This window comes from Lachnospiraceae bacterium JLR.KK002 (assembly GCA_036941025.1).
Classification (GTDB): Bacteria; Bacillota; Clostridia; order Lachnospirales; family Lachnospiraceae; genus Petralouisia.
On record JAYMNP010000001.1, the window covers coordinates 579,202 to 599,925 of the forward strand.

The window sequence follows — 20,724 nt, forward strand, 5'->3', positions numbered from 1 at the left end:
AAAACACTCCTTCTTTCCTGTTATATCAGATTTGTCATATTCCGTAGCTGTTACTTCAGATTATACCGGGATTTCCGGGATTTGGCAAGGAAATGACGGAGAATAAAAAGAGATTTTGCACTGGTGACAGGAAACATTCCGCTAAAATGAAATAACGCCGGGAACAGAAATAAAAGGAGTTCGGAACTTACATAATCCGGCAGTTTTCCAGGTTATATCAGGACTGCCATTTTATGTATCCGGTTTTGTGCTGAAAAAAGTACAAATTTATCGAAAAAAGATGTGTTATGAAATATAAAATGTGCTATAATCAAAGTTACTGACTTATGCCGCATTTCCAGGCATAAAATATATCATTTAAGATGGACAGCGTAACAGGGAAGGCAACGGAACTGTTACGGACAGCGGCCCGTATTTCAGAAATCCGGGCGGCTGTACTTAAAATATTTTAAAGAAAGTGGGGCACGAAAAATGGGTTTCATGACATTTAAGGGCGGCGTTCATCCGCACGATGGAAAAGAATTTTCCAAGGATAAGCCAATACGTGAGTTACTGCCCAAGGGTGAACTGGTATTTCCGGTATCTCAGCATATCGGAGCGCCGGCCAGTCCGGTGGTAGCTGTGGGCGATACGGTGCTGCGGGGACAGAAGATTGCGGAAGCCGGCGGTTTTGTATCCGCACCGGTGTATTCTTCCGTATCCGGCACGGTGAAGGCAATCCAGCCGCGCAGAGGAGCAACAGGAGATATGGTGAATTCCATCATTATTGAAAATGACGGAGAAATGAAGGAAGTGGAATATTCTCCGGTGGAGGATATCACCGCTCTTTCCAAAGAGGAAATCATTGGAAAGGTGAAAGAAGCAGGCGTTGTGGGAATGGGCGGAGCCGGATTCCCCACCCATGTAAAATTATCTCCCAAAGAGCCGGATAAAATCGAATATATTATTGCCAACTGCGCAGAGTGCGAGCCTTATCTGACTGCGGACTACCGGCGTATGCTGGAGAATCCTGAAGAACTGATTGCGGGAATGCGCATTGTGCTGCAGCTGTTCGACCATGCGAAGGGCCTGTTCGGCATTGAGGACAACAAACCGGACTGCATTGCGAAAATGCAGGAGCTTACGAAGGATGAACCGCGGATGGAAGTCTGTCCGCTGAAGACAAAATACCCTCAGGGCGGCGAGCGCCAGCTTATTTACGCTACCACCCATCGGGAAATCAATTCCACCATGCTTCCCGCAGACGCCGGATGTATTGTGGACAATGTGGAGACGCTGATTTCCATTTATAAGGCGGTAAAACTGGGCAAACCTGTGATGAACCGTATTTTTACGGTAACGGGAGATGCTGTGGCAGAACCGGGCAACTTTGATATCTGCCTGGGCATGAGCTACGGGGAAGTGCTGGAAGCGGCAGGAGGATTTAAGGTGCAGCCTGAGAAGATTATTTCCGGCGGCCCCATGATGGGATTCTCCATGTTCGGACTGGACATTCCCACTACCAAGACGTCTTCCTCCCTGCTCTGTCTTGCAAAAGACGATGTGGCAGCCAGCGAAACTACCGCATGTATCAACTGCGGCCGCTGCGTATCTGCCTGCCCGGAACAGATTATTCCCACCAGGCTGGCGAAAATGGCAGGCCACGGGGATATGGCAGGTTTTGAGAAATGGAACGGGATGGAATGTATTGAATGCGGAAGCTGCAGTTACATCTGCCCGGCCAAAATACCTCTGGCCCAGTCCATTCGTACCATGAAAAAACAGATTCTTGCAGAGAGAAGAAAAAAATAGAAAGAGGTGTCTTATTGTGAGTGATTTGTATAACGTATCATCCTCATCCCACATCCGTGCCAAAGATACATCCGCAAAAATTATGCTTTATGTGGCGATTGCACTGCTGCCGGCCAGCCTGTTTGGCATCTGGAATTTTGGGCTCAGAGCTCTGATACTGATTTTAGTATGTGTTGCAACCTGCGTGGCTTCAGAATGGATTTTTGAGAAGCTGATACATAAAAAGAGTACCATCAACGATTTCAGCGCTGTGGTAACAGGCCTTCTGCTGGCATTGAACCTGCCTCACACCTTACCTGTCTGGCAGGCGGTTCTGGGCAGCGTATTTGCCATTGTTATAGTAAAAATGCTGTTCGGCGGTCTGGGTCAGAACTTTATGAATCCGGCTCTGGGAGCCAGATGTTTCCTGCTGGTATCCTTTGCGGGAACCATGACCAGCTTTACTTATGACGGCGTAACCGGAGCTACCCCGCTGGCTCTGTTAAAGAACGGGGAAACCGTGGATACCATGAAAATGCTGCTGGGAACCACAGCGGGGACTATCGGTGAGACAAGTGTAATTGCTGTTTTGCTGGGAGCAATTTTCCTGATTCTGATGGGTGTAATTGATCTGACAATCCCGGCAAGTTATATTCTTTCGTTCGGCGTTTTTGTATTGCTGTTCGGCGGCCATGGATTTGATATGACTTATCTGACAGCCCATCTCTGCGGCGGCGGTCTGATGCTGGGTGCATTTTTCATGGCTACGGATTATGTAACTTCCCCCATTACCCCCATGGGAAGGGTGGTATACGGAATTGTCCTTGGAATTCTGACAGGATTGTTCCGTCTGTTCGGAGCCAATGCGGAGGGCGTTTCCTTTGCCATTATTCTGGGCAACCTTCTGGTGCCGATTATTGAGAAATTTACCATTCCAAGGGCATTTGGTCAGAAAAAGGAGGTAAAACAGCATGAATAAGAAGATTGTACATGACGCGTTGATTTTAACCGCCTTTACCCTGGTACTGGGATTTTTGCTGGGCGTGGTCTATGATATAACGAAAGAGCCCATTGCGGCAGCCGAGAAAGCAGCGCTGGATGAAGCCTATAAAGTAGTGTTCGCAGACGCGGAGACCTTTGAAGAAGATGAAACCTTTGATATGGCCGAAGCTGCAAAACTGCTGGGAGAAAGTGAATTTTCCAAAGATGAGATTACAGCAGTGAACAAAGCTCTGGACGGTTCCGGAAATGTGCTGGGATATGTAATCAATGTAACTTCCCATGAAGGAAGCCAGGCGGATATTTCTTTTTCCGTGGGTATTCAGAGCGACGGAACTCTGAACGGATATTCTATTACATCCATCAGTGAGACGCCGGGCCTTGGAGTACTTGTACAGGAAGAACCTTTTTATTCCCAGTTTGAGGGAAAGACAGAAGAGACTTATACGGTGGTAAAGACAGCTCCGGCCTCTGACAGTGAGATTCAGGCGGTAACCGGCGCAACCATTTCTTCCAGAGCAGTCACCAACGGCGTGAACGCATGTCTGTTGTATTTCAGAAGTGCTTTGCAGGGAGGTAACTAAGTATGAATAAATATGTAGAACGTTTGTATAACGGTATTATTAAGGAAAATCCTACCTTTGTGCTGATGCTGGGCATGTGTCCCACATTGGCGGTAACATCTTCCGCAGTCAACGGAATCGGTATGGGCCTTTCCACCACAGTGGTGCTTGTTATGTCCAACCTGCTGATTTCCATGTTCCGTAAAGTAATTCCCAACGGAGTGCGTATGCCGGCCTATATTGTGGTGGTAGCTTCTCTGGTTACCATCGTACAGTTTATCATGCAGGCCTATACGCCGGCCCTTTCCGCATCTCTGGGCGTGTATATTCCTCTGATTGTGGTAAACTGTATCATCCTGGGAAGAGCGGAAAGCTACGCTTCCAAAAATCCCATTGCGCCTTCCATTTTTGACGGACTTGGCATGGGCCTTGGATTTACCATCGGCCTGACCTGTATCGGATTAATCCGCCAGATTCTGGGTGCAAGCCTTGGAATTACCGTATTTATTATGGCTCCCGGCGCATTTCTGGTGCTGGCGTTCCTGGTTGCCGGCATGAATGTGGTCCGTGACAAAATGGAAAAGAAAGGCAAACCGCTGGCAGCTCCGTCCGGCTGTATGACCGGAGACTGCGCAAGCTGTTCCCAGTCAGCCATGTGTACCGGAAAATTGCCGGATGCGGCAAAGAAATCAGCAGAACAGGAGGCGAAATAACAGATGAAAGAATTATTGATTATAGCAATCGGCTCAGCCATTGTAAATAATGTAGTGTTAAGCCAGTTCCTTGGAATCTGTCCGTTCCTGGGTGTTTCCAGGAAGACGGAGACGGCAGCCGGAATGGGCGGCGCGGTTATCTTTGTTATTACGCTGGCCTCTTTTGTAACGGGACTGATTTATAAATTTATTTTGACGCCCTGTCATGTGGAATATCTGCAGACCATTGTATTTATTCTGGTCATTGCGTCACTGGTGCAGTTTGTGGAAATGTTCCTGAAGAAAAATATGCCTCCTCTGTATGAATCTCTGGGCGTGTTCCTTCCTCTGATTACTACCAACTGTGCGGTACTGGGTGTTGCCCTGAACAATGTAAGCAAAGGTTATGATTTACTGCAGGGCGTGGTAAACGGTCTTGCAACCTCCGTTGGATTCTTTATTGCCATTGTGATTATGGCAGGTATCCGTGAGAAGATTGAATATAATGATATTCCCAGACGGTTTCAGGGAACGGCCATTGTGCTGATTACAGCCAGCTTAATGTCAATCGCCTTTATGGGATTCTCAGGAATGATTTAGGAGGGAAAGAAATGAATATAACAGCAATTATCATTGCCGCCCTGGTAGTGGGCGGAACTGGTATTTTCCTTGGCTTTTTCCTTGGAATCTTCGGGGAAAAATTCAAAGTGGAAGTAGATGAGAGAGAAGAAGCAATTTTGGGCGTTCTGCCGGGAAATAACTGCGGCGGCTGCGGTTATGCAGGATGTTCCGGTCTTGCGGCGGCCATTGTAAAGGGCGAGGCTCCGGTGAATCAGTGTCCCGTGGGGGGCGACCCGGTGGCAGCTCAGATTGGTGATATTATGGGTGTTTCCGCAGAAGGCGGCGTGAAAATGGTGGCTTTTGTGAAATGTGCCGGAGACTGCGAGAAGGCAGAACAGGATTACGAATATACCGGCGTGGAAGACTGCGCAGCCATGGCGTTTATTCCCGGAGGCGGACCGAAATCCTGCAGTTACGGATGCCTGGGGTATGGAAGCTGTGTGAAAGCATGTCCCTTTGACGCGGTACATATTATCAACGGAATTGCAGTGGTGGATAAAGACGCCTGCAAAGCCTGCGGCAAATGCGTGGCGGCCTGTCCGAAGAACCTGATTGAGCTGGTACCCTGTGATGCAAAGAATAAGGTACAGTGCAGTTCCAGAGACAAGGGCAAGGATGTGATGGCAGCCTGCTCCGTAGGATGTATCGGATGTAAACTCTGTGAGAAGAACTGTCCGGAAGGGGCAGTTACCGTAACGGATAACATTGCTCATATTGATTATGAGAAATGTACCGGCTGCGGAACCTGCGCGGAGAAATGTCCGAAGAAGATTATCAGCAGGGCAGGATAGACGATGGAAACTCCCATGGTATTCAGGGTACGAGGCAACCTGAATCCATGGGAGTTTTTGTCTTACAGGAAAGACCTTGTCACACTAACGTGTGAAAGTGCCTTTCCTGTAAGACAAAAACAATAATGCGCACTCGCACAAGAGGAAAATATTGCTTCGCAATTGTGCTTAAACGCGATACGTTCAGCATACTGCGTATGCTCTGACGCACCGCAAATTGCGCAGCAAAGCAGCCAGGTCCCTCATGATTGAGGGATTCAGGGAGTTGAAGCGGACCTGTCCGCTTTGTTCTATGAAATTTCTGAATGAACATATTTCAGTTACCGGGTATCTGAAAAAAGGAATGATATGCCTATGGTAATCAAAGAAAGAAACGTGCAGTTGAAAAACGGGCGGAGCGTGCTGTTAAAAAGCGCGTTGCCGGAACATGCAAAAGCTCTTTGCCGGCACAGGTACATTACCTCCGGGGAAACGCACTTTATGGCGCGATATCCGGAAGAATGCGGTGAAAGTACGGAGCGTATGAGGGAACGTCTGGAATCTCTGGAAAAGGACGAAAGGGATTTCCTGGTGACAGCATTTCTGGATGGAGAAATCATAGGAGATGCGGGGGTTACCAAAATAAGAAATCATGTCAAATCCCGGCACAGATGTTATTTCGGCATTTCTGTTTTGCAGGAATACACAGGACTTGGCCTGGGCAGCCGGATGCTGGAACTGGCGCTGGAGCAGGCCTGGGAAAATGGATTTGAACAGCTGGAGCTGGGCGTATTTTCAGATAACGAAAGAGCCATACGTCTCTATGAAAAATATGGTTTTCAGAAGACGGGCGTCAGTCCCAGGGCATTTAAATTAAAAGACGGGACATACCGAGATGAGATTCTGATGGTACGGATGAAGAAAGAAGATTTTTTCTTTTACGATACGGAAGACCTGGAAAATGAAGAAATAAAACTGGTGCTGGAGAAGACTGCCGGAGAGGACTGAGAAAAAGGCTACCTTCCCGCTTACTATTTTGCTATCTGCAATCGGGATGGAGTGAAAATGGGAATCTCAATCTGCACAATATAATCTTCCATACGGTCAATGACCGTTTCATTGATACCTGTTTCATAGGAGTGGCCCAGGAGGGTTACTCCTTCTTTACGGGCAAAATCCAGAATTTCCCTGTATTTTTCCGGCAGATAATCCCAGTTTCCCCGAAAAAAAGCCCGGAGATATGTTCCGCCGGGCCGCAGGTGGAGACCTTCTTCCGGAACAGGGAAAGGAAGTTCCACAAACAGGCTGGAATATTCGTCAAATCTTCCCTGATACAGATGTTCCACGGGAATCATGGTTCCGTAGGAAGCGTCATGGAGGCGGCGGAGCCGGTATTTCCGGGTCTCCCTGGTAATCAGTTCCACTTCTTCTTCAAAAGAGACCTGTCTGCTGATGTCTGCGGTAACCAGGGGACATGCTTCTTTTTCCACAAATGTGATTTCAGATAAATTCATCTGCAGCAGCGTTGTCATGTTCTGATGATGGCTGGCCAGTGTGTTCCGAAGTCCCTGCAAATGGGCGATATGCCGGTCCAGTTCCGTGATTTTCTCATCCAGCAGGTGTTTCAGGCTGCGGGCGGAACGGTTTTTCATAAAATCCTGAATTTCACTTACAGATACATCCAGTTCCCGCAGCAGCAGAATGGTCTCCAGAATGGAACTCTGGCGGTAGCTGTAATAGCGGTATCCATTCTGCGGGCTGACCATGGCAGGGGGAAACAGGCCGATTTCGTCATACCACATCAGGGTTTTCTTATTAATTCCATGCATGGCGGCAAACTGCCCGATGGTAAGCATTTTATGATTTTGATTTTTCATACAACTTCTCCTTGACCGTACAGTCACTGTATGGTTTATGATACAACATATAAGAAATAAATACAAGAGAACAGGAGAAGAATCTATGGAAAATCAAAATGCGTATCAGAAACCGGTAACACTGAAAAATATTCTGAAATTTGCTGTTCCTACCATTGTTATGACCATGTTTATGTCTTTTTACACTATGGTAGACGGTCTGTTTGTATCCAACCTGCTTGGTACCGGAGCCTTGTCAGCCATCAATCTCACCGCTCCGGTTATTCAGTTTGTGACTGCCATTTCCACCATGCTGGCCACGGGAGGCAGTGCGGTAATTATGAGGAAGATGGGGGAACAGAAAGAGAAAGAAGCGAGAGAGGATTTCACGGCCCTGATTCTGGTGAATGTGGCTGCGGGCCTTTTTATGTGGGCAGCGGGTTCTCTGGCTATGAGCCATATATTTGCCGGTATGAACCTGTCGGCAGAAGTTGCCGGGTACTGTACGGATTATCTGAAACATTATCTGATGTTTACCGTACCCATTCTGCTGATGAATAACTTTACCCTTTACATGATTGCATGTGGGAAAGCCACTTTGTCGCTGGTGTGTTCCGTAAGCGGGGGCCTGCTGAACATGGCGCTGGATTTCTGCTTTCTTGCAGTGTTCCCCATGGGAATCCGCGGAGCGGCCATTGCTACGGGGCTGGGATATTCTGTTACTGCAGTGGCAGGACTTGCGGTATTCAGCCGGAAAAAGAATCTGCTGCACTTTGAGAAGCCTGTGTTCCGGTTTCAGGTGCTGAAATCTGCTGCCGCCAATGGCTGTTCGGAGATGGCTACCGCCATGGTAACCGGAATCATTACTTTAATATTCAACTGGACTATGCTAAAATATGTGGGTGAAGATGGTGTTGCAGCCATTACGATTATTATGTATGTACTGATGTTTGCAAGTTCCCTTTATACCGGCTATTCCTATGGGGTGGCTCCCATGCTCAGTTTTTATTACGGAGAGAAAAACAGGGAAAAGCTCCGTAAACTGATGAAAGTCAGCCTGAAGGTAATCGGCGTCTTGTCCCTGGCCACGGTGGCGCTGTCTCTGGCAGTGACCAGGCCTCTGGTATCGGTATTTGCCCGGCCGGATAATCCGGTGTATGAACTGGCGGTGACAGGAAACCGAATCTGCACGCTGGCATTGCTCTTTATCGGATTTAATATTTTTGCCAGCGGAATGTTTACCGCCTTGTCCAACGGAATGGTTTCGGCAGTACTGGCATTTTCCCGTTCCTTTGTATTCATGCTGATTACCATGCTGGTGCTTCCGGCCCTGCTGGGTGTAAACGGAATCTGGCTGGCCACGCCGGCGGCGGAGCTGATGGCTTTTGCATTGTCCCTTTTCATGTTCCGGAAGTACAGAGAGCGGTATGGATATTATGGGAGGATTACTAATGAAAAAACTCAGAAAAGTTATGAATTTGCTGAAAGTGAACTGGAAAACCCTGGCGGGATTTGAAATTTTGTATAAAATCCTGTCGTTTACCGTGTTTACACCCCTGTTTTTGGGGTGTTTTCATGGGATTATGAAGGCAACCGGTTACAATTACCTGACTCTGGAGAATATCGGCTCTTTTCTGCTGAACCCTGTCACAGTTGCCGGCCTGTTGCTGCTGCTCTTTCTGATTGTACTGGCGGGGCTGGAGCTGTTACTGCTGAAATGGCTGTATGCCTTTCATTATTTTACTCTGGAGGGATGTAACTTTAAAGAGGCCAGAAAGAGAAGCCGGCATCTGAGTAAAAATCACAGGGGAAGAGATTTGCTGACGCTGCTGGGGTGCCAGACCGTGCTGGCTCTTCTGTATTTTCTGTTTCTGCTGTCGGTGGCTGGCTTCAGTTTTTATCTTTACGGTATTTCCAATCATAAAATTGAGCTGCGGACAGAACATGAGGGAATTATGGAGGTGACAGCCCATCGGGGAGCTTCTTCTTTTTATCCGGAAAATACCATGGCGGCTTTCGAGGGGGCGGCCAGACTGGGAACAGACTGGATTGAACTGGACGTGCAGCAGAGCGGAGACGGACAGATTATTGTCCTTCATGACACCAGTTTCAAGCGGACCACAGGCGTTGCCGGGAATACCTGGGAACTGGCGTATGAGGAAATAGAGAAGCTGGATAACGGAAGTTTTTTTGACAGCAGGTTTGCCGGCGAGAAAATTCCGTTGCTGGCAGAAGTGATTTCTTTTGCAAAAGAGCATGATATAAAATTAAATATTGAATTGAAGCCCACAGGCCATGAAACAGACTTTGAAAAGAACGTGGTGGATTTGATAGAAGCAGCGGATTTTGCAGATTCATGCGTGATTACTTCTCAGGTGTATGAAGTTCTGGAGCGTGTGAAAGCATATCGTGAAAACATCCGGACCGTGTACGTGATGAGTTTTGCATACGGAGATATCAATCAGCTTGGGGCGGCGGATCATTTCAGCATAGAGGCCACAAGCGTTACGGAAAAGATGGTTTTCGATGTGCATAATGCGGGAAAGGAACTGTATGCCTGGACCGTAAACACAGAAGAAAACATAGACCGTATGATTGAACTTCATGTGGACAATATCATTACCGATAATGTGACGCTGGCCAAAGAGCGTATCTTTCTGAGCAGGACAGGAAACCTGTGGGAGAAATACGTGAAGTTCCTGCAGGAGCTGTGATTCCGGATAAATCATGTTGTAACCGGACGTCTGATGTGCTAGAATAGAAAAATCATGAAAAAACGAATGCTGCAACACAGAGAACGTGACGGAAGGGAACGGAGATGAAAGGGAATTTTTGGAAAAGGTACATAGGCGATAAGGCATTTTACCGGATGGTCCTGCTGATTGTGGTGCCTGTTATTATCCAGAACGGGATTACCAACTTTGTAAGCCTTCTGGACAATATTATGGTGGGACAGGTAGGCACGGAGCAGATGAGCGGCGTCGCCATTGTGAACCAGTTTATGACGGTATTCAATATCTGTATTTTTGGCGGCGTTTCCAGCGCCGGGATTTTTACTGCCCAGTATTACGGGCAGGGAAGCCAGGAGGGGGTGCGCAATACCTTCCGGTTTAAATTTATCATCTGCATTCTGATGACGATTCTGGCTGTCGGGCTGTTTCTCACAGCCGGAGAAGAACTGATTATGCTGTATCTCCACGAGGGCGCTCAGACCGGAGATATTGCCAGAACACTGGAATATGGAAAAGAATATCTGACGGTGATTATTTTTGGTATTGTGCCTTATGCCGTTTCCCAGACTTATGCCAGTACGTTGCGTGAGACAGGGGAAACCGTACTGCCCATGAAGGCCGGAATTGCCGCGGTTCTGGTAAATCTTATGGGAAATTATCTGCTGATTTTCGGAAAACTCGGATTGCCTGCTCTGGGAGCCGTGGGCGCGGCTCTTGCAACGAATATGGCCAGAGTGGTGGAATGCGCCATACTGATGTGCTGGACATACCGTCATCGGAAGGAACATCCCTTTATCGAAGGGGCTTACCGCAGCCTGCGGATACCCAGGGAGCTGACCGTAAATATTATCCGGAAGGGAATTCCTATTATGCTCAATGAGATTGCCTGGTCCACCGGGCAGGCTTTTTTGCTGCAGTGCTATTCTGTCCGGGGATTGTCTGTGGTGGCGGGACTGAATATTTCCAGCACTGTTTCCAACCTGTTTAATGTGGTGTTCCTGTCCATCGGAGGAGCCATTGCAATTATTGTGGGGCAGCTTCTGGGAGCCGGAAAAATGGAAGAAGCCAGGGATACGGACCGGAAACTGCTGTTTTTTACCGTTTCCACCTGCCTGGTGTGCGGAAGCCTGCTGGCATTGATTTCACCCTTCTTCCCGCTGATTTACAATACTTCCGGAGAGGTGCAGAGCCTTGCCACGGGATTTATCCTGATTGCTGCGGGATGTATGCCCCTGTATGCTTTTATGCACGGCTGCTATTTTACCCTGCGTTCCGGCGGAAAAACCTGGATTACCGTGCTGTTTGACAGCGTGTATGTGTGGGCAGTGGATATTCCCCTTGCTTTCGTGCTGGCGAATTTTACCGGGTTGCCCATTGTGTATGTGTATCTGAGCTGCCAGATGATTGAGACGCTGAAATGTATTCTGGGTTACGTACTGGTGAAAAAGGGAATCTGGCTGCAGAATATTGTGGATGGGTAAAATAACCGGATTTTGCAATTACTGATATGGATACATAAATGTGAACTTATAGTACGGAAAGAGGAAATGTATGATATATACAGGATTTGAACTGGTGTGCCTGTTCTTTCTCTACAGCTTTCTGGGCTGGTGCCTGGAAGTGGTGTATGCTGCTGCGGGCCGCAAAAAATTCATTAACCGTGGATTTCTGAATGGAATGATTTGTCCGGTGTACGGATTTTCCATGGTGTTTATGCTGGTATTTATGGATTCCCTGAGAGAAGAGTGGTTCTATCTGTTTCTGGGCTGCATGATTGTGGGAACGGTCACGGAGCTGCTGACAGGGTTACTGCTGGAAAAAGCGTTCCATCTCAGGCTCTGGGATTATTCCGGGCGCAGGTTCCAGGCCGGCGGTTATATTTGTCTGGCGGCGGCTGCAATCTGGGGAGGTCTGGGGATTTTTGTGATAAAATTTCTCAATCCCATTCTGGTGGGAGTGCTGGAGAACATACCTTATCTGCCGGGAATTGTTGTATTATCGGGTCTCTGCCTGATACTGGCGGTGGATGTGATTATGACCGTCGGCGCACTGCTTAAAATAAAAAACCAGAATCAGGCCATGTCTGAGATTGCGGAAGGGCTGAATCAGGCCGCCAAATCCCTGCAGGCTGTAATTGTAAGGCTGGTGGACAGGCGTATGAACCGGGCCTTTCCCGGACTGGAACAGAAAAAGGCGGAAACCGAGGAAGAAAAACAGGAATTAATACGGCAGAAAACGGTATTTGCTTATGGCTGCAGTTTTTATAAGGTTATGTGGATTTTCTTCCTGGGGGCTTTCCTGGGGGCTCTGGTGGAAATGGTGTTCTGCCGGTTTACCATGGGCTGGTGGATGAGCAGGAGCAGCCTGGTGTACGGTACATTCAGCCTGGTCTGGGGAATTGGCGTTGCCGGGGCTACCATTGTGCTTTACCGTTACCGGAATCAGGAGGACAGCCATATTTTTCTGGCGGGAACTCTGCTGGGCGGGGCTTATGAATATATCTGCAGCGTGTTTACCGAACTGGCCTTCGGAACAGTGTTCTGGGATTACAGCGACATACCATTTAATCTGGGAGGCAGGATTAATCTTCTGTACTGCTTTTTCTGGGGAATTGCCGCATGGGTGTGGATGAAACGACTGTATCCTCTGATATCGCGGTGGATTGAAAAAATCCCGAAAAAAGCGGGAAAAATACTGACCTGGATATTCCTGGTATTTATGGTATGGGATATAGGGATATCCGCACTGGCGCTGGCCCGCTATGGAGAACGGGCACAGGGGATTCCGCCTGCCCATGAGCTGGCTGTCTGGCTGGACAGGGAATTTCCGGATGAACGGATGGATGAGATTTATCCCAGTGCGAAAACCATGGAGAAAGTGGGACAGGAATAAAAACACAGGCTGAAGGGATACGGAAACAGATACGGAAATGGATATGGAAACAGAGATGGAAATGGAGATAAAAACAGAAATGGAAACAGAGATGGAAGCAAAAGAGTATTTCGGTAAGAAAAAAAGAGTGGTTGTAAAAATCGGTTCGGCAGCTCTGCACCACGAGGCTACGGGAAGGCTGAATCTGGGAAAGATAGAGCGTCTGGTGCGGGAACTCTGCGATATCCGCAACTGCGGAATGGATGTGTGTCTGGTAAGTTCCGGCGCCATTGCGGTAGGGCGCACGGTTATGGGACTTACGGAGCGGCCGGATAATATTTCCACCAAACAGGCCTGTGCAGCCGTAGGCCAGGCCAGGCTGATGATGACTTATCAGAAATTATTTTCTGAATATCATCAGACCGCCGGGCAGATACTTATGACGAAGGGCACCATGCAGGACAACGTTTCCCGGAAAAATGCTCAGAACACCTTTGAAGAGCTGTTCCGTCTTGGCATAATTCCCGTTGTCAATGAAAATGATACCATTTCCACCTATGAAATGCAGTTTGGCGATAACGACACCCTGTCTGCCCTGGTGGCCTCTCTGGTGGGAGCGGATTTACTGGTACTGCTGTCTGATATTGACGGTCTGTTTACCGACGATCCTCATAAAAATCCTGCTGCAGAGCTGATTCCTGTGGTAGATTGTCTGGATGAGGAAATTATCTCCATGGCAAAAGGAACCACAGGGAGCGATGTGGGCACGGGAGGCATGGAAACCAAGCTGACTGCGGCGAAGATTGCCACCTGTTCCGGAGCGGACATGATTATTGCCAACGGAGCGGATGTGGGTGTTCTTCATCGGATTTTTGAAGGGAAATTTGTGGGAACATTGTTCCGGGAACATCGGGACGAGGATTTTTATATTGCGGATTTTATTGAAAAAAGTCTGGAATAGGGAAGGAGAATACCATGGAGCAGAGTAAGATAGACAGAATTAATGTACTGGCCAGAAAGTCCAAAGCAGAAGGTCTGACAGAGGCGGAGAAAAAAGAGCAGGATTTACTGCGGAAAGAATATATTGCAAATATCAGGCGTAACCTGCGTTCCCAGCTGGACAGTATTGACGTGGTAAATCCGGATGGAACCACGGAAAATCTGGGTGAGAAATATGGAAACAAAGAAGCAAATTAGACAGAGGCTCCGGCAGCAGCGGGAAAACCTGTCTTCTGAGCAGGCCAGTAAGCTGTCGGCAGAAATCTGCCGGAAACTGAGAGCCCGGCCATGGTTCTCCGGGGCCCGGACCGTCTGTTTCTATTATCCCCTTGGCAATGAAGTGAACCTGCTGCCGCTGGCAGAAGAAGCTCTGACACTGGGGAAAAGAATTGCATTTCCCAGAGTGGAAGGAAAAGAGATGGAATTTTATGAAGCTGCCTCACTGGAAGATTTCCAGGAGGGCAGCTTTCATGTGATGGAGCCTGTGAGCCAAATTCCTGCGGCGGAGCCGGGAATGACAGTGCTTGTGCCGGGCCTCGGATTTGACCGGAGAGGAAACCGTATGGGATATGGAGGCGGGTATTACGACCGGTATTTTGCCAGGAGCCGGGAATGTATGAAAATCGGTATTGCATACCAGTTTCAGTTTGTGGAAGAACTGGCAGCAGAAGCGCATGATATTCCCATGGATGAAGTGATTACGGAGTGTGCTGTATGGACTTTCCTGTCGTAAGTCTCCGGAATGTGCTGCATGGACGTTTCTGTCGTGAGTCTCTGACGCTGCATGTTACATGAAATATCCTTCTTTTGCAATATCTTTCACCACATCTGTGGGGATTTCAAAAGTAACCACGCCCATGTAACCGGGGGCCACCTGATATTCGTCGAAGACAATTACCAGTTTTCCGGATTCATTGATATAAAAACTGGGGTTGTCGGATATTTCCGTAAAATTCCATTCCGGAATGTCGCTGTCTACCCAGTAGGATTTCATTTCATCCTGAGCCATCTGTTCTCTCATCTGCTGTCTGATATTTTCAGAGATGGGAGTTTTGTAATCGGCTCCCTCCTGGAACAAATCTTTCAGTGTAATCATGTCTCCGGTCTGTTTGTCAATGTGATAGATTTTCTCCATCTGAGCGGCGCCCGCCATGGTAATGGTCTGATGGAACCGCAGAGAGAACAGTTTGTCATTGTCCGTTGCCACTTCGTAGTCCAGATTTACCGCTTCTGTGCCTTCTCCTCCGGCAGCTTTCAGGTCTGCTTCATAAGCGGCGATGATTTCATCCGTATAAGCCTTTATGTTGTCATTCAGTTTCCGGGTGGCATCTTCCAGGATTTCTCCGTCGTTGGTTTCTACCTGGACTTCCGGGACTTTGATATTGGCTTCCATCCGGTTTTCCTGATGTTCATATTCCCGGAATGTGACAATCCTGACGATGGAGCCCAGAATAGGAATCTGTTCCATGGCGTGGGCGATGGAAGGGCCGGAGTTGGCCAGTATTACAAGTATCAGGGCTGCCGCCGCCACACCTGCGGCACATTTTGCAAGGGGGAAACGGAATATGGAAGATTTCTTCCGGCGGGTATCCGCCTGCTCCGGCAGATGTTCTGCGGTATCTTTTTTTGCCTGTGCAATGGCAGCTTCCATCTGTTTTTTTAATGTTTCCGGGACTTTAATATTCTGATAATCCTGTTTTATCTGGTCTAAATTATGATTCATGGCAGAGTTCTCCTTCCGTGAGTTTGATTTTCATTTTTTTCAGGCTGCGGTATAAGATGCTTTTGACAGTGTTCAGATTCTCATCCAGTACATCGGCAATTTCCTGGAGCTTCCGTTCCTCAAAATAGCGCAGAACGATGACTGCACGTTCCTTTTCATTCAGCACATCCAGAGCGTCGATGGTATCAAAGTCGGGATAGATGTCCTCTTTTCCCTGTTCCTGCGGAACTTCCAGGAATGTTTCCCGCTGTTTCCCCCGGAGGACTTCCAGGGAGGTGTTGATGACAATACGCCAGAGCCAGGTACGGATGTAAGATTCGTTCCGGATGGAAGCGGCGTTCCGTATGGCTTTGTAAGCGCTTTCCTGCACGACGTCCATGGCGTCGGATTCATTTTTCACATAGGTGAAGGCCAGACGGTACAGGGATTCATAAGAAGCCAGCAGTTCCTGTTCTATCTGCTGCTGCATCTTTGGTGTGTTCATGTTGTGTTCTCCTTTCCGGTTGTTACAGATTACAGGCAATTGCGAAACGCTTCAATTGTCAAAAATTCATGTACAATTTCCACAATTTTTTTAAATATTTTCATCATACAAAAGGCCGAAATGCCGGACGCACCGAACATTCCGGTGAGCCTCTGAATACAAAGAATCATGTTCAGCAGAGGCTTCCATATTTCTTTGAGTCTCGCCTCCATGGTGCTGAAATGCATTTCTCACCTTTTGTATGAGAAAATATTTGTACTCAAACTTTTTGAATTGTACATGAAATCAGTATAATTACTGAGTTTCGCAATTGCCTGTGTTACAGATTAGACGGGCTGGAACCATGGAAAGTTTCATAACCGGAGAAATTTTTTCTCAGGGAATGACAAAAGAACCGGAAATTGTTATACTGTATAGAAAGGAACCGGGAAATTCCCATGGCGTATTCTTTTTCCAAGAATAGCAGAAAAGAAACGGAGGAACAAGATGAATCTTACACTGGAACAGATTGGACAAAATGCAAAAAAGGCGGAGACCGTCCTGCGGAATCTGCCGGCCGGCCGGAAAAATAAAGTTCTGACCACAGCGGCAGATTACCTTATGGCAAATATGAAAATGCTCCTGGAAGCCAACCATGCGGATGTGGAGCGGGCGAAGGAAAACGGTATGGCTCCGGGGCTGGTGGACCGTCTGCTGCTGACGGAGGCGAGAATTGCCCAGATGGCGGAAGGGTTGCGGCAGATTGCAGGACTGGAAGACCCAATCGGGGAAGTTCTGTCCATGAAGCAGCGTCCCAACGGTTTGCTGATTGGCCAGAAGCGTGTGCCTCTGGGGGTAATCGGTATTATTTATGAATCCCGGCCAAATGTGACAGCAGATGCTTTCGGGCTGTGTTTTAAAGCGGGGAATGTGGTAATTCTCCGGGGCGGGAAGGACGCGCTGCATTCCAACAATGCCATTACCATGACATTGCAGGAGGCACTGGTAAAATGTGACCTTCCCTCAGAGTCCATCCAGCTTATTACAGATACCAGCCATGAAACAGCGGCTGAATTTATGAAGCTGAACCGGTATGTGGATGTACTGATTCCGCGGGGAGGGGCAGGACTGATTCGGACTGTGGTGGAGCAGGCAACGGTGCCTGTGATTGAGACCGGAACCGGCAACTGTCATATTTATGTGGATGAATCTGCGGATATTGCCATGGCTGTGGATATTATTTTTAATGCAAAAACCCAGAGAATCGGCGTGTGCAATGCCTGTGAATCCCTGGTGGTACATGAGAAAGTAAAGGACGCCCTGCTTCCCAGGCTGGCACAGCGGCTGGAAGAAAAGCAGGTGGAACTGCGAGGAGATGAGGAGAGCCGGAAATCCTGCAGCAGTATTCTGCCCGCAAAAGAGGAAGACTGGGGCATGGAATATCTGGATTACATTTTGTCCATAAAAACCGTATCTTCCATAGATGAGGCCATTTCCCATATCAATCAGTACAATACGGGGCATTCCGAAGCAATTATAACCAGAGATTATGATAATTCCAGAAAATTTCTGGAGGAAATCGACGCGGCGGCTGTGTATGTCAACGCTTCCACGCGGTTCACGGACGGATTTGAATTCGGTTTCGGGGGCGAAATCGGTATCAGTACCCAGAAGCTCCATGCCAGAGGCCCCATGGGATTAAAAGAGCTGACCAGTACAAAATATATTATATATGGAAACGGGCAGACCAGGCCCTGAACGCAGACGTTGAAACGGGAAGCGCTGGTCTGTATCTGCCTTGCATGATAAAGGAAGAAAGAGAATGAAAGTGACATTTGAACTGATATCAGAACCTCAGATTGACCGGGAACTGTTTCGGCATTTCGACCGTTACCAGGAAGTGAAACGCTGCTGGCGCAAAGAAACGGACGGCTGGAAACTGAAAGAAGTTCCCTTTGTGGAACAGTGGGGAGAATCAGAATATGAATTTCTGGTAAAATGCCTGAAAAATACCGCCGACACAGGAGGATTTGTCATCGGATGTCTGGAAGACGGAAAGCTGAAGGGATTTGCTTCCGTGGAGCACGAGCGCTTTGGCTCCGGGAAGCAGTATGTACAGCTTTCCTGTATCCATGTTTCCTGCGAATCCAGAGGAAAGGGGTATGGGAAAAAACTGTTTCAGTATGCTGCTCTGGCAGGAAAAAGGCTGGGTGCGGCGAAACTGTACATATCGGCCCATTCATCGGAGGAAACCCAGGCATTTTATCATGCCATGGGCTGTGTGGAAGCGGAGGAGTACAATCAGAAGCTGTATCAGGCGGAGCCCTGTGACTGTCAGCTGGAGTATGGGCTGTGATATGGGGCCTGTTGATTGCCTGCCTTTCTTTCCTGCTGCATTTGTCTGTCACAATGGCTTTCCAGCCAGCACTTCTTTATAATCCCGGTAATTCTCTGCCAGCAGTGCGGGAGTATCCAGACCGTAGGGACAGTGGGCGCTGCACTGGTTACAGTTGATGCAGTCTTCGATTTTCTTCATTTTTTCCTGAACTTCCGGAGTAAGCTGCAGTTCGGCGGGAGAACGTCGCAGAAGCAGGGACATTCTGGCACAGTTGTTGATTTCAATTCCGGCAGGGCAGGTGGGAACACAGTAGCCGCAGCCCCGGCAGAAGTTTCCGGCGAGCTGTTCCCTGTCGCGGGCTATCAGTTCGGAGAGTTCCGGCGTCAGAACAGGGGGCTGTTCCATATAGCGGATAAATTCATCCAGTTCAGATTCCCGTTGAATCCCCCAGATGGGCAGCACGTTGTCATATTCAGCCTGAAAAGCGTAAGCGGCGGCAGAGTTGGTAATCAGTCCTCCGGACAGAGCTTTCATGGAAATAAATCCCATATTTTCTTTCCGGCAGCGGCTTACGATTTCTTTTTCCTTCTCAGTGGAAAGATAGGAGAAGGGAAACTGCAGAGTTTCGTACAGGCCGCTGTCAATGGCCTCATGGGCAACCTTCAGGCGATGGTTGCTGATACCGATGTGCCGGATTTTCCCCTGATTTCTGGCTTCTTCCATGGCTTCATACAGGCCGGAACCGTCCCCTGGTTTCGGGCAGAAGGCAGGATTGTGGAACTGATAAATATCAATATAATCTGTTTTCAGCAGTTCCAGGCTGGTGTGCAGGTCCTTCCGGAATTCCTCTGCGTTCTGCGCCCCGGTTTTGGTGGCAATATAAATCTGGTTTCGGACGGATGAAAGGGCTTCGCCGATTTTGGCTTCACTGTCCGTATAGAACCGTGCGGTGTCAAAAAAACGAATGCCCGCATCGTATGCTTTTCTCAGCAGCCTTCCGGATTCTTCCATGGAAATGCGCTGAATGGGAAGAGCGCCGAAGCCGTTTTTGTTTACGGTAATGCCGGTTTTTCCAAGAGTAACGGTAGTATTCATGGTCATCTCACCTTTCTGTATATTCCGGTATTTTCTGTTCGAATGTTTTTATTTTATCATGGAGATTTTGGAAATACAAGTATCATTCCGGAAGACAGGACTGAAAGGTAAATCGGCGGAAGACGCATATCAGATGTTTTACAGAATTATCTGTGGAAAATGTGTGAGAAATTGAAAGGGAGCTGCTCCTGACCATAGTTTGAAGAAGCCAGAAATAAGAAGCTCCTGGCTGATGTATTGGCTGGTTCAGGAGTATTGTCAGAAAAAGTGGTACAAAGAAAGTTTACCGCTGACCGATATGTGGTATATAAATGGTCGGGTTGAAAGTTTACCGCTGACCGATATGCGGTATATAAATGGTTGGGTTGAAAGTATAGTCCTTCGCCGTAAGGCGAGGGACTTTTTCGTCCTATAAGACAAAAACAAAGATGCACACGCAAATGCAAAGGAAATATGCCGCCAGGGCGACGCAGAATTTCGTAAAACGAAATTTTTTTATAATAAGGACAGGCAAATGAAGAAAACAGGTTTTTACATTATCCAGGATAAATTTTTTGAAGATATGCCGGATCCGTATCTCAAAGGAAATAGCTGGGAAACCCTGTGATATTCTCCATATCGTCAAACTGGATGATAGCCGTGAGAGTGCATTTCTGATACAGGATATGTTCCCGATAACGGAAGAATACATAGAACGTGAATACACAATCGCCGGAAATCATCTGATGTTGACAAGTGAGCATACTGTCAGAGAAATTGAGCAGAAAGCGAGAAAAGTCATGGGCATGTTGAAGCGTGGTATCAAATTCACACCAACGCAGCCGGATGTTATGGAGATATTGGAGAAGTTAGGGGAATGCAGATAGCTTTCTTTATTGGTGTAATAATTATATAGAGTCAGTGCCATGTAGATAGGACATAAGGAAGAGGGATAAATAATAAACGAGAGTCTTTTTAGAGATTATATTTGGAATAATAATAGGGAATTTTACGAACAATTAACAAAATATATTTTTGAGGATGACTTGTGGAATGATTTTGAAAATGCCTTAGCTTCATTTGAAGATGGAGAAATAAAAGAAATGAGTGAAGCGGCATATCTGAATTATGATGATAATTATTACAATTATGGTCGAGCTATTTCAGATGAATTGGAATTTTTTACTAAGATATTGTGCGATGAAAATACTGCCATATCAGAATGAAGAATTTTATGTCGTTTATGTGAAAAA

Annotated in this window: 22 protein-coding genes; 18 read left to right on the forward strand and 4 right to left on the reverse strand. The window is 47.6% G+C overall.

Going from position 1 to position 20,724, the window contains the following annotated elements:
- Positions 1-471 precede the first annotated feature (471 nt).
- The 7 genes from rsxC to VSQ32_02820 all read left to right on the forward strand — a co-directional run bounded on the left by rsxC (position 472) and on the right by VSQ32_02820 (position 6,423).
- Positions 472-1,791 (forward strand): electron transport complex subunit RsxC, encoded by a 1,320-nt coding sequence (gene rsxC, locus VSQ32_02790; GenBank protein MEH2941805.1) that lies wholly within the window; start codon positions 472-474, stop codon positions 1,789-1,791.
- Positions 1,792-1,807: 16 nt separating this feature from the next.
- Positions 1,808-2,749 carry an RnfABCDGE type electron transport complex subunit D gene (locus VSQ32_02795; protein ID MEH2941806.1) on the forward strand — a complete coding sequence of 314 codons (942 nt, stop codon included), beginning with the start codon at positions 1,808-1,810 and terminating at the stop codon, positions 2,747-2,749.
- Positions 2,742-3,353: an RnfABCDGE type electron transport complex subunit G gene (locus VSQ32_02800; protein ID MEH2941807.1), complete on the forward strand. Its 612-nt coding sequence runs from the start codon at positions 2,742-2,744 to the stop codon at positions 3,351-3,353. Before VSQ32_02795 ends, VSQ32_02800 begins: the two co-directional genes overlap by 8 nt.
- Before the next feature lie 2 nt (positions 3,354-3,355).
- Positions 3,356-4,045, forward strand: coding sequence for an electron transport complex subunit E (locus VSQ32_02805; GenBank protein MEH2941808.1), 690 nt, complete (start codon positions 3,356-3,358; stop codon positions 4,043-4,045).
- Between the two features lie 3 nt (positions 4,046-4,048).
- The gene (gene rsxA, locus VSQ32_02810) at positions 4,049-4,624 is read left to right on the forward strand and encodes an electron transport complex subunit RsxA (protein ID MEH2941809.1); all 576 of its coding nucleotides are present in this window, start codon (positions 4,049-4,051) and stop codon (positions 4,622-4,624) included.
- Positions 4,625-4,635: 11 nt separating this feature from the next.
- A complete protein-coding gene (locus VSQ32_02815; GenBank protein MEH2941810.1) occupies positions 4,636-5,436 on the forward strand; it encodes an RnfABCDGE type electron transport complex subunit B in 801 nt (266 codons plus the stop codon).
- Positions 5,437-5,790: 354 nt separating this feature from the next.
- Positions 5,791-6,423 carry a GNAT family N-acetyltransferase gene (locus tag VSQ32_02820; protein ID MEH2941811.1) on the forward strand — a complete coding sequence of 211 codons (633 nt, stop codon included), beginning with the start codon at positions 5,791-5,793 and terminating at the stop codon, positions 6,421-6,423.
- A 23-nt stretch (positions 6,424-6,446) separates the two neighbouring features.
- Here the strand turns inward: VSQ32_02820 and VSQ32_02825 are convergent, their stop codons facing one another.
- A complete protein-coding gene (locus tag VSQ32_02825; protein ID MEH2941812.1) occupies positions 6,447-7,292 on the reverse strand; it encodes a MerR family transcriptional regulator in 846 nt (281 codons plus the stop codon).
- Positions 7,293-7,377: 85 nt separating this feature from the next.
- On the opposite strand from VSQ32_02825, the gene VSQ32_02830 reads away from it, so the two are divergent.
- The 7 genes from VSQ32_02830 (at position 7,378) to VSQ32_02860 (ending at position 14,606) form a co-directional block, all read left to right on the forward strand.
- Complete coding sequence (locus VSQ32_02830; GenBank protein ID MEH2941813.1) at positions 7,378-8,787, forward strand: MATE family efflux transporter; 1,410 nt, start codon at positions 7,378-7,380, stop codon at positions 8,785-8,787.
- Entirely contained in the window at positions 8,723-9,985 is a 1,263-nt protein-coding gene (locus VSQ32_02835) for a glycerophosphodiester phosphodiesterase family protein (GenBank protein ID MEH2941814.1), read from the forward strand. Before VSQ32_02830 ends, VSQ32_02835 begins: the two co-directional genes overlap by 65 nt.
- Positions 9,986-10,089: 104 nt before the next feature.
- Positions 10,090-11,484, forward strand: a complete 1,395-nt coding sequence (locus VSQ32_02840) for an MATE family efflux transporter (protein ID MEH2941815.1) — start codon at positions 10,090-10,092, stop codon at positions 11,482-11,484.
- A 70-nt stretch (positions 11,485-11,554) separates the two neighbouring features.
- Positions 11,555-12,895 carry a putative ABC transporter permease gene (locus VSQ32_02845; protein MEH2941816.1) on the forward strand — a complete coding sequence of 447 codons (1,341 nt, stop codon included), beginning with the start codon at positions 11,555-11,557 and terminating at the stop codon, positions 12,893-12,895.
- Positions 12,896-12,986: 91 nt separating this feature from the next.
- Positions 12,987-13,835: a glutamate 5-kinase gene (gene proB, locus VSQ32_02850; GenBank protein ID MEH2941817.1), complete on the forward strand. Its 849-nt coding sequence runs from the start codon at positions 12,987-12,989 to the stop codon at positions 13,833-13,835.
- 14 nt (positions 13,836-13,849) lie between these two features.
- The gene (locus VSQ32_02855) at positions 13,850-14,071 is read left to right on the forward strand and encodes a DUF896 domain-containing protein (GenBank protein MEH2941818.1); all 222 of its coding nucleotides are present in this window, start codon (positions 13,850-13,852) and stop codon (positions 14,069-14,071) included.
- On the forward strand, positions 14,049-14,606 hold the full coding sequence (locus tag VSQ32_02860) for a 5-formyltetrahydrofolate cyclo-ligase (protein ID MEH2941819.1): 558 nt from the start codon (positions 14,049-14,051) through the stop codon (positions 14,604-14,606). Before VSQ32_02855 ends, VSQ32_02860 begins: the two co-directional genes overlap by 23 nt.
- Positions 14,607-14,660: 54 nt before the next feature.
- Here the strand turns inward: VSQ32_02860 and VSQ32_02865 are convergent, their stop codons facing one another.
- Complete coding sequence (locus tag VSQ32_02865) at positions 14,661-15,596, reverse strand: RsiV family protein (protein MEH2941820.1); 936 nt, start codon at positions 15,594-15,596, stop codon at positions 14,661-14,663.
- Positions 15,586-16,080: a sigma-70 family RNA polymerase sigma factor gene (locus tag VSQ32_02870; GenBank protein ID MEH2941821.1), complete on the reverse strand. Its 495-nt coding sequence runs from the start codon at positions 16,078-16,080 to the stop codon at positions 15,586-15,588. Before VSQ32_02870 ends, VSQ32_02865 begins: the two co-directional genes overlap by 11 nt.
- Before the next feature lie 486 nt (positions 16,081-16,566).
- On the opposite strand from VSQ32_02870, the gene VSQ32_02875 reads away from it, so the two are divergent.
- The gene (locus tag VSQ32_02875; protein ID MEH2941822.1) at positions 16,567-17,817 is read left to right on the forward strand and encodes a glutamate-5-semialdehyde dehydrogenase; all 1,251 of its coding nucleotides are present in this window, start codon (positions 16,567-16,569) and stop codon (positions 17,815-17,817) included.
- Between the two features lie 64 nt (positions 17,818-17,881).
- A complete protein-coding gene (locus VSQ32_02880; protein ID MEH2941823.1) occupies positions 17,882-18,415 on the forward strand; it encodes a GNAT family N-acetyltransferase in 534 nt (177 codons plus the stop codon).
- A gap of 48 nt (positions 18,416-18,463) precedes the next feature.
- Here the strand turns inward: VSQ32_02880 and VSQ32_02885 are convergent, their stop codons facing one another.
- The gene (locus VSQ32_02885; protein MEH2941824.1) at positions 18,464-19,492 is read right to left on the reverse strand and encodes an aldo/keto reductase; all 1,029 of its coding nucleotides are present in this window, start codon (positions 19,490-19,492) and stop codon (positions 18,464-18,466) included.
- A gap of 554 nt (positions 19,493-20,046) precedes the next feature.
- On the opposite strand from VSQ32_02885, the gene VSQ32_02890 reads away from it, so the two are divergent.
- Complete coding sequence (locus VSQ32_02890) at positions 20,047-20,358, forward strand: hypothetical protein (protein ID MEH2941825.1); 312 nt, start codon at positions 20,047-20,049, stop codon at positions 20,356-20,358.
- A 159-nt stretch (positions 20,359-20,517) separates the two neighbouring features.
- Positions 20,518-20,697: a hypothetical protein gene (locus VSQ32_02895; GenBank protein ID MEH2941826.1), complete on the forward strand. Its 180-nt coding sequence runs from the start codon at positions 20,518-20,520 to the stop codon at positions 20,695-20,697.
- Positions 20,698-20,724: the final 27 nt, after the last annotated feature.

Coding starts and splice junctions, on each gene's coding strand:
- rsxC (MEH2941805.1), top strand. CDS start 472: ATGGGTTTCATGACATTTAAGGGCGGCGTTCATCCGCACGATGGAAAA.
- VSQ32_02800 (MEH2941807.1), top strand. CDS start 2,742: ATGAATAAGAAGATTGTACATGACGCGTTGATTTTAACCGCCTTTACC.
- VSQ32_02805 (MEH2941808.1), top strand. CDS start 3,356: ATGAATAAATATGTAGAACGTTTGTATAACGGTATTATTAAGGAAAAT.
- rsxA (MEH2941809.1), top strand. CDS start 4,049: ATGAAAGAATTATTGATTATAGCAATCGGCTCAGCCATTGTAAATAAT.
- VSQ32_02815 (MEH2941810.1), top strand. CDS start 4,636: ATGAATATAACAGCAATTATCATTGCCGCCCTGGTAGTGGGCGGAACT.
- VSQ32_02820 (MEH2941811.1), top strand. CDS start 5,791: ATGGTAATCAAAGAAAGAAACGTGCAGTTGAAAAACGGGCGGAGCGTG.
- VSQ32_02825 (MEH2941812.1), bottom strand. CDS start 7,292: ATGAAAAATCAAAATCATAAAATGCTTACCATCGGGCAGTTTGCCGCC.
- VSQ32_02830 (MEH2941813.1), top strand. CDS start 7,378: ATGGAAAATCAAAATGCGTATCAGAAACCGGTAACACTGAAAAATATT.
- VSQ32_02835 (MEH2941814.1), top strand. CDS start 8,723: ATGAAAAAACTCAGAAAAGTTATGAATTTGCTGAAAGTGAACTGGAAA.
- VSQ32_02840 (MEH2941815.1), top strand. CDS start 10,090: ATGAAAGGGAATTTTTGGAAAAGGTACATAGGCGATAAGGCATTTTAC.
- VSQ32_02845 (MEH2941816.1), top strand. CDS start 11,555: ATGATATATACAGGATTTGAACTGGTGTGCCTGTTCTTTCTCTACAGC.
- proB (MEH2941817.1), top strand. CDS start 12,987: ATGGAAGCAAAAGAGTATTTCGGTAAGAAAAAAAGAGTGGTTGTAAAA.
- VSQ32_02855 (MEH2941818.1), top strand. CDS start 13,850: ATGGAGCAGAGTAAGATAGACAGAATTAATGTACTGGCCAGAAAGTCC.
- VSQ32_02860 (MEH2941819.1), top strand. CDS start 14,049: ATGGAAACAAAGAAGCAAATTAGACAGAGGCTCCGGCAGCAGCGGGAA.
- VSQ32_02865 (MEH2941820.1), bottom strand. CDS start 15,596: ATGAATCATAATTTAGACCAGATAAAACAGGATTATCAGAATATTAAA.
- VSQ32_02870 (MEH2941821.1), bottom strand. CDS start 16,080: ATGAACACACCAAAGATGCAGCAGCAGATAGAACAGGAACTGCTGGCT.
- VSQ32_02875 (MEH2941822.1), top strand. CDS start 16,567: ATGAATCTTACACTGGAACAGATTGGACAAAATGCAAAAAAGGCGGAG.
- VSQ32_02880 (MEH2941823.1), top strand. CDS start 17,882: ATGAAAGTGACATTTGAACTGATATCAGAACCTCAGATTGACCGGGAA.
- VSQ32_02885 (MEH2941824.1), bottom strand. CDS start 19,492: ATGAATACTACCGTTACTCTTGGAAAAACCGGCATTACCGTAAACAAA.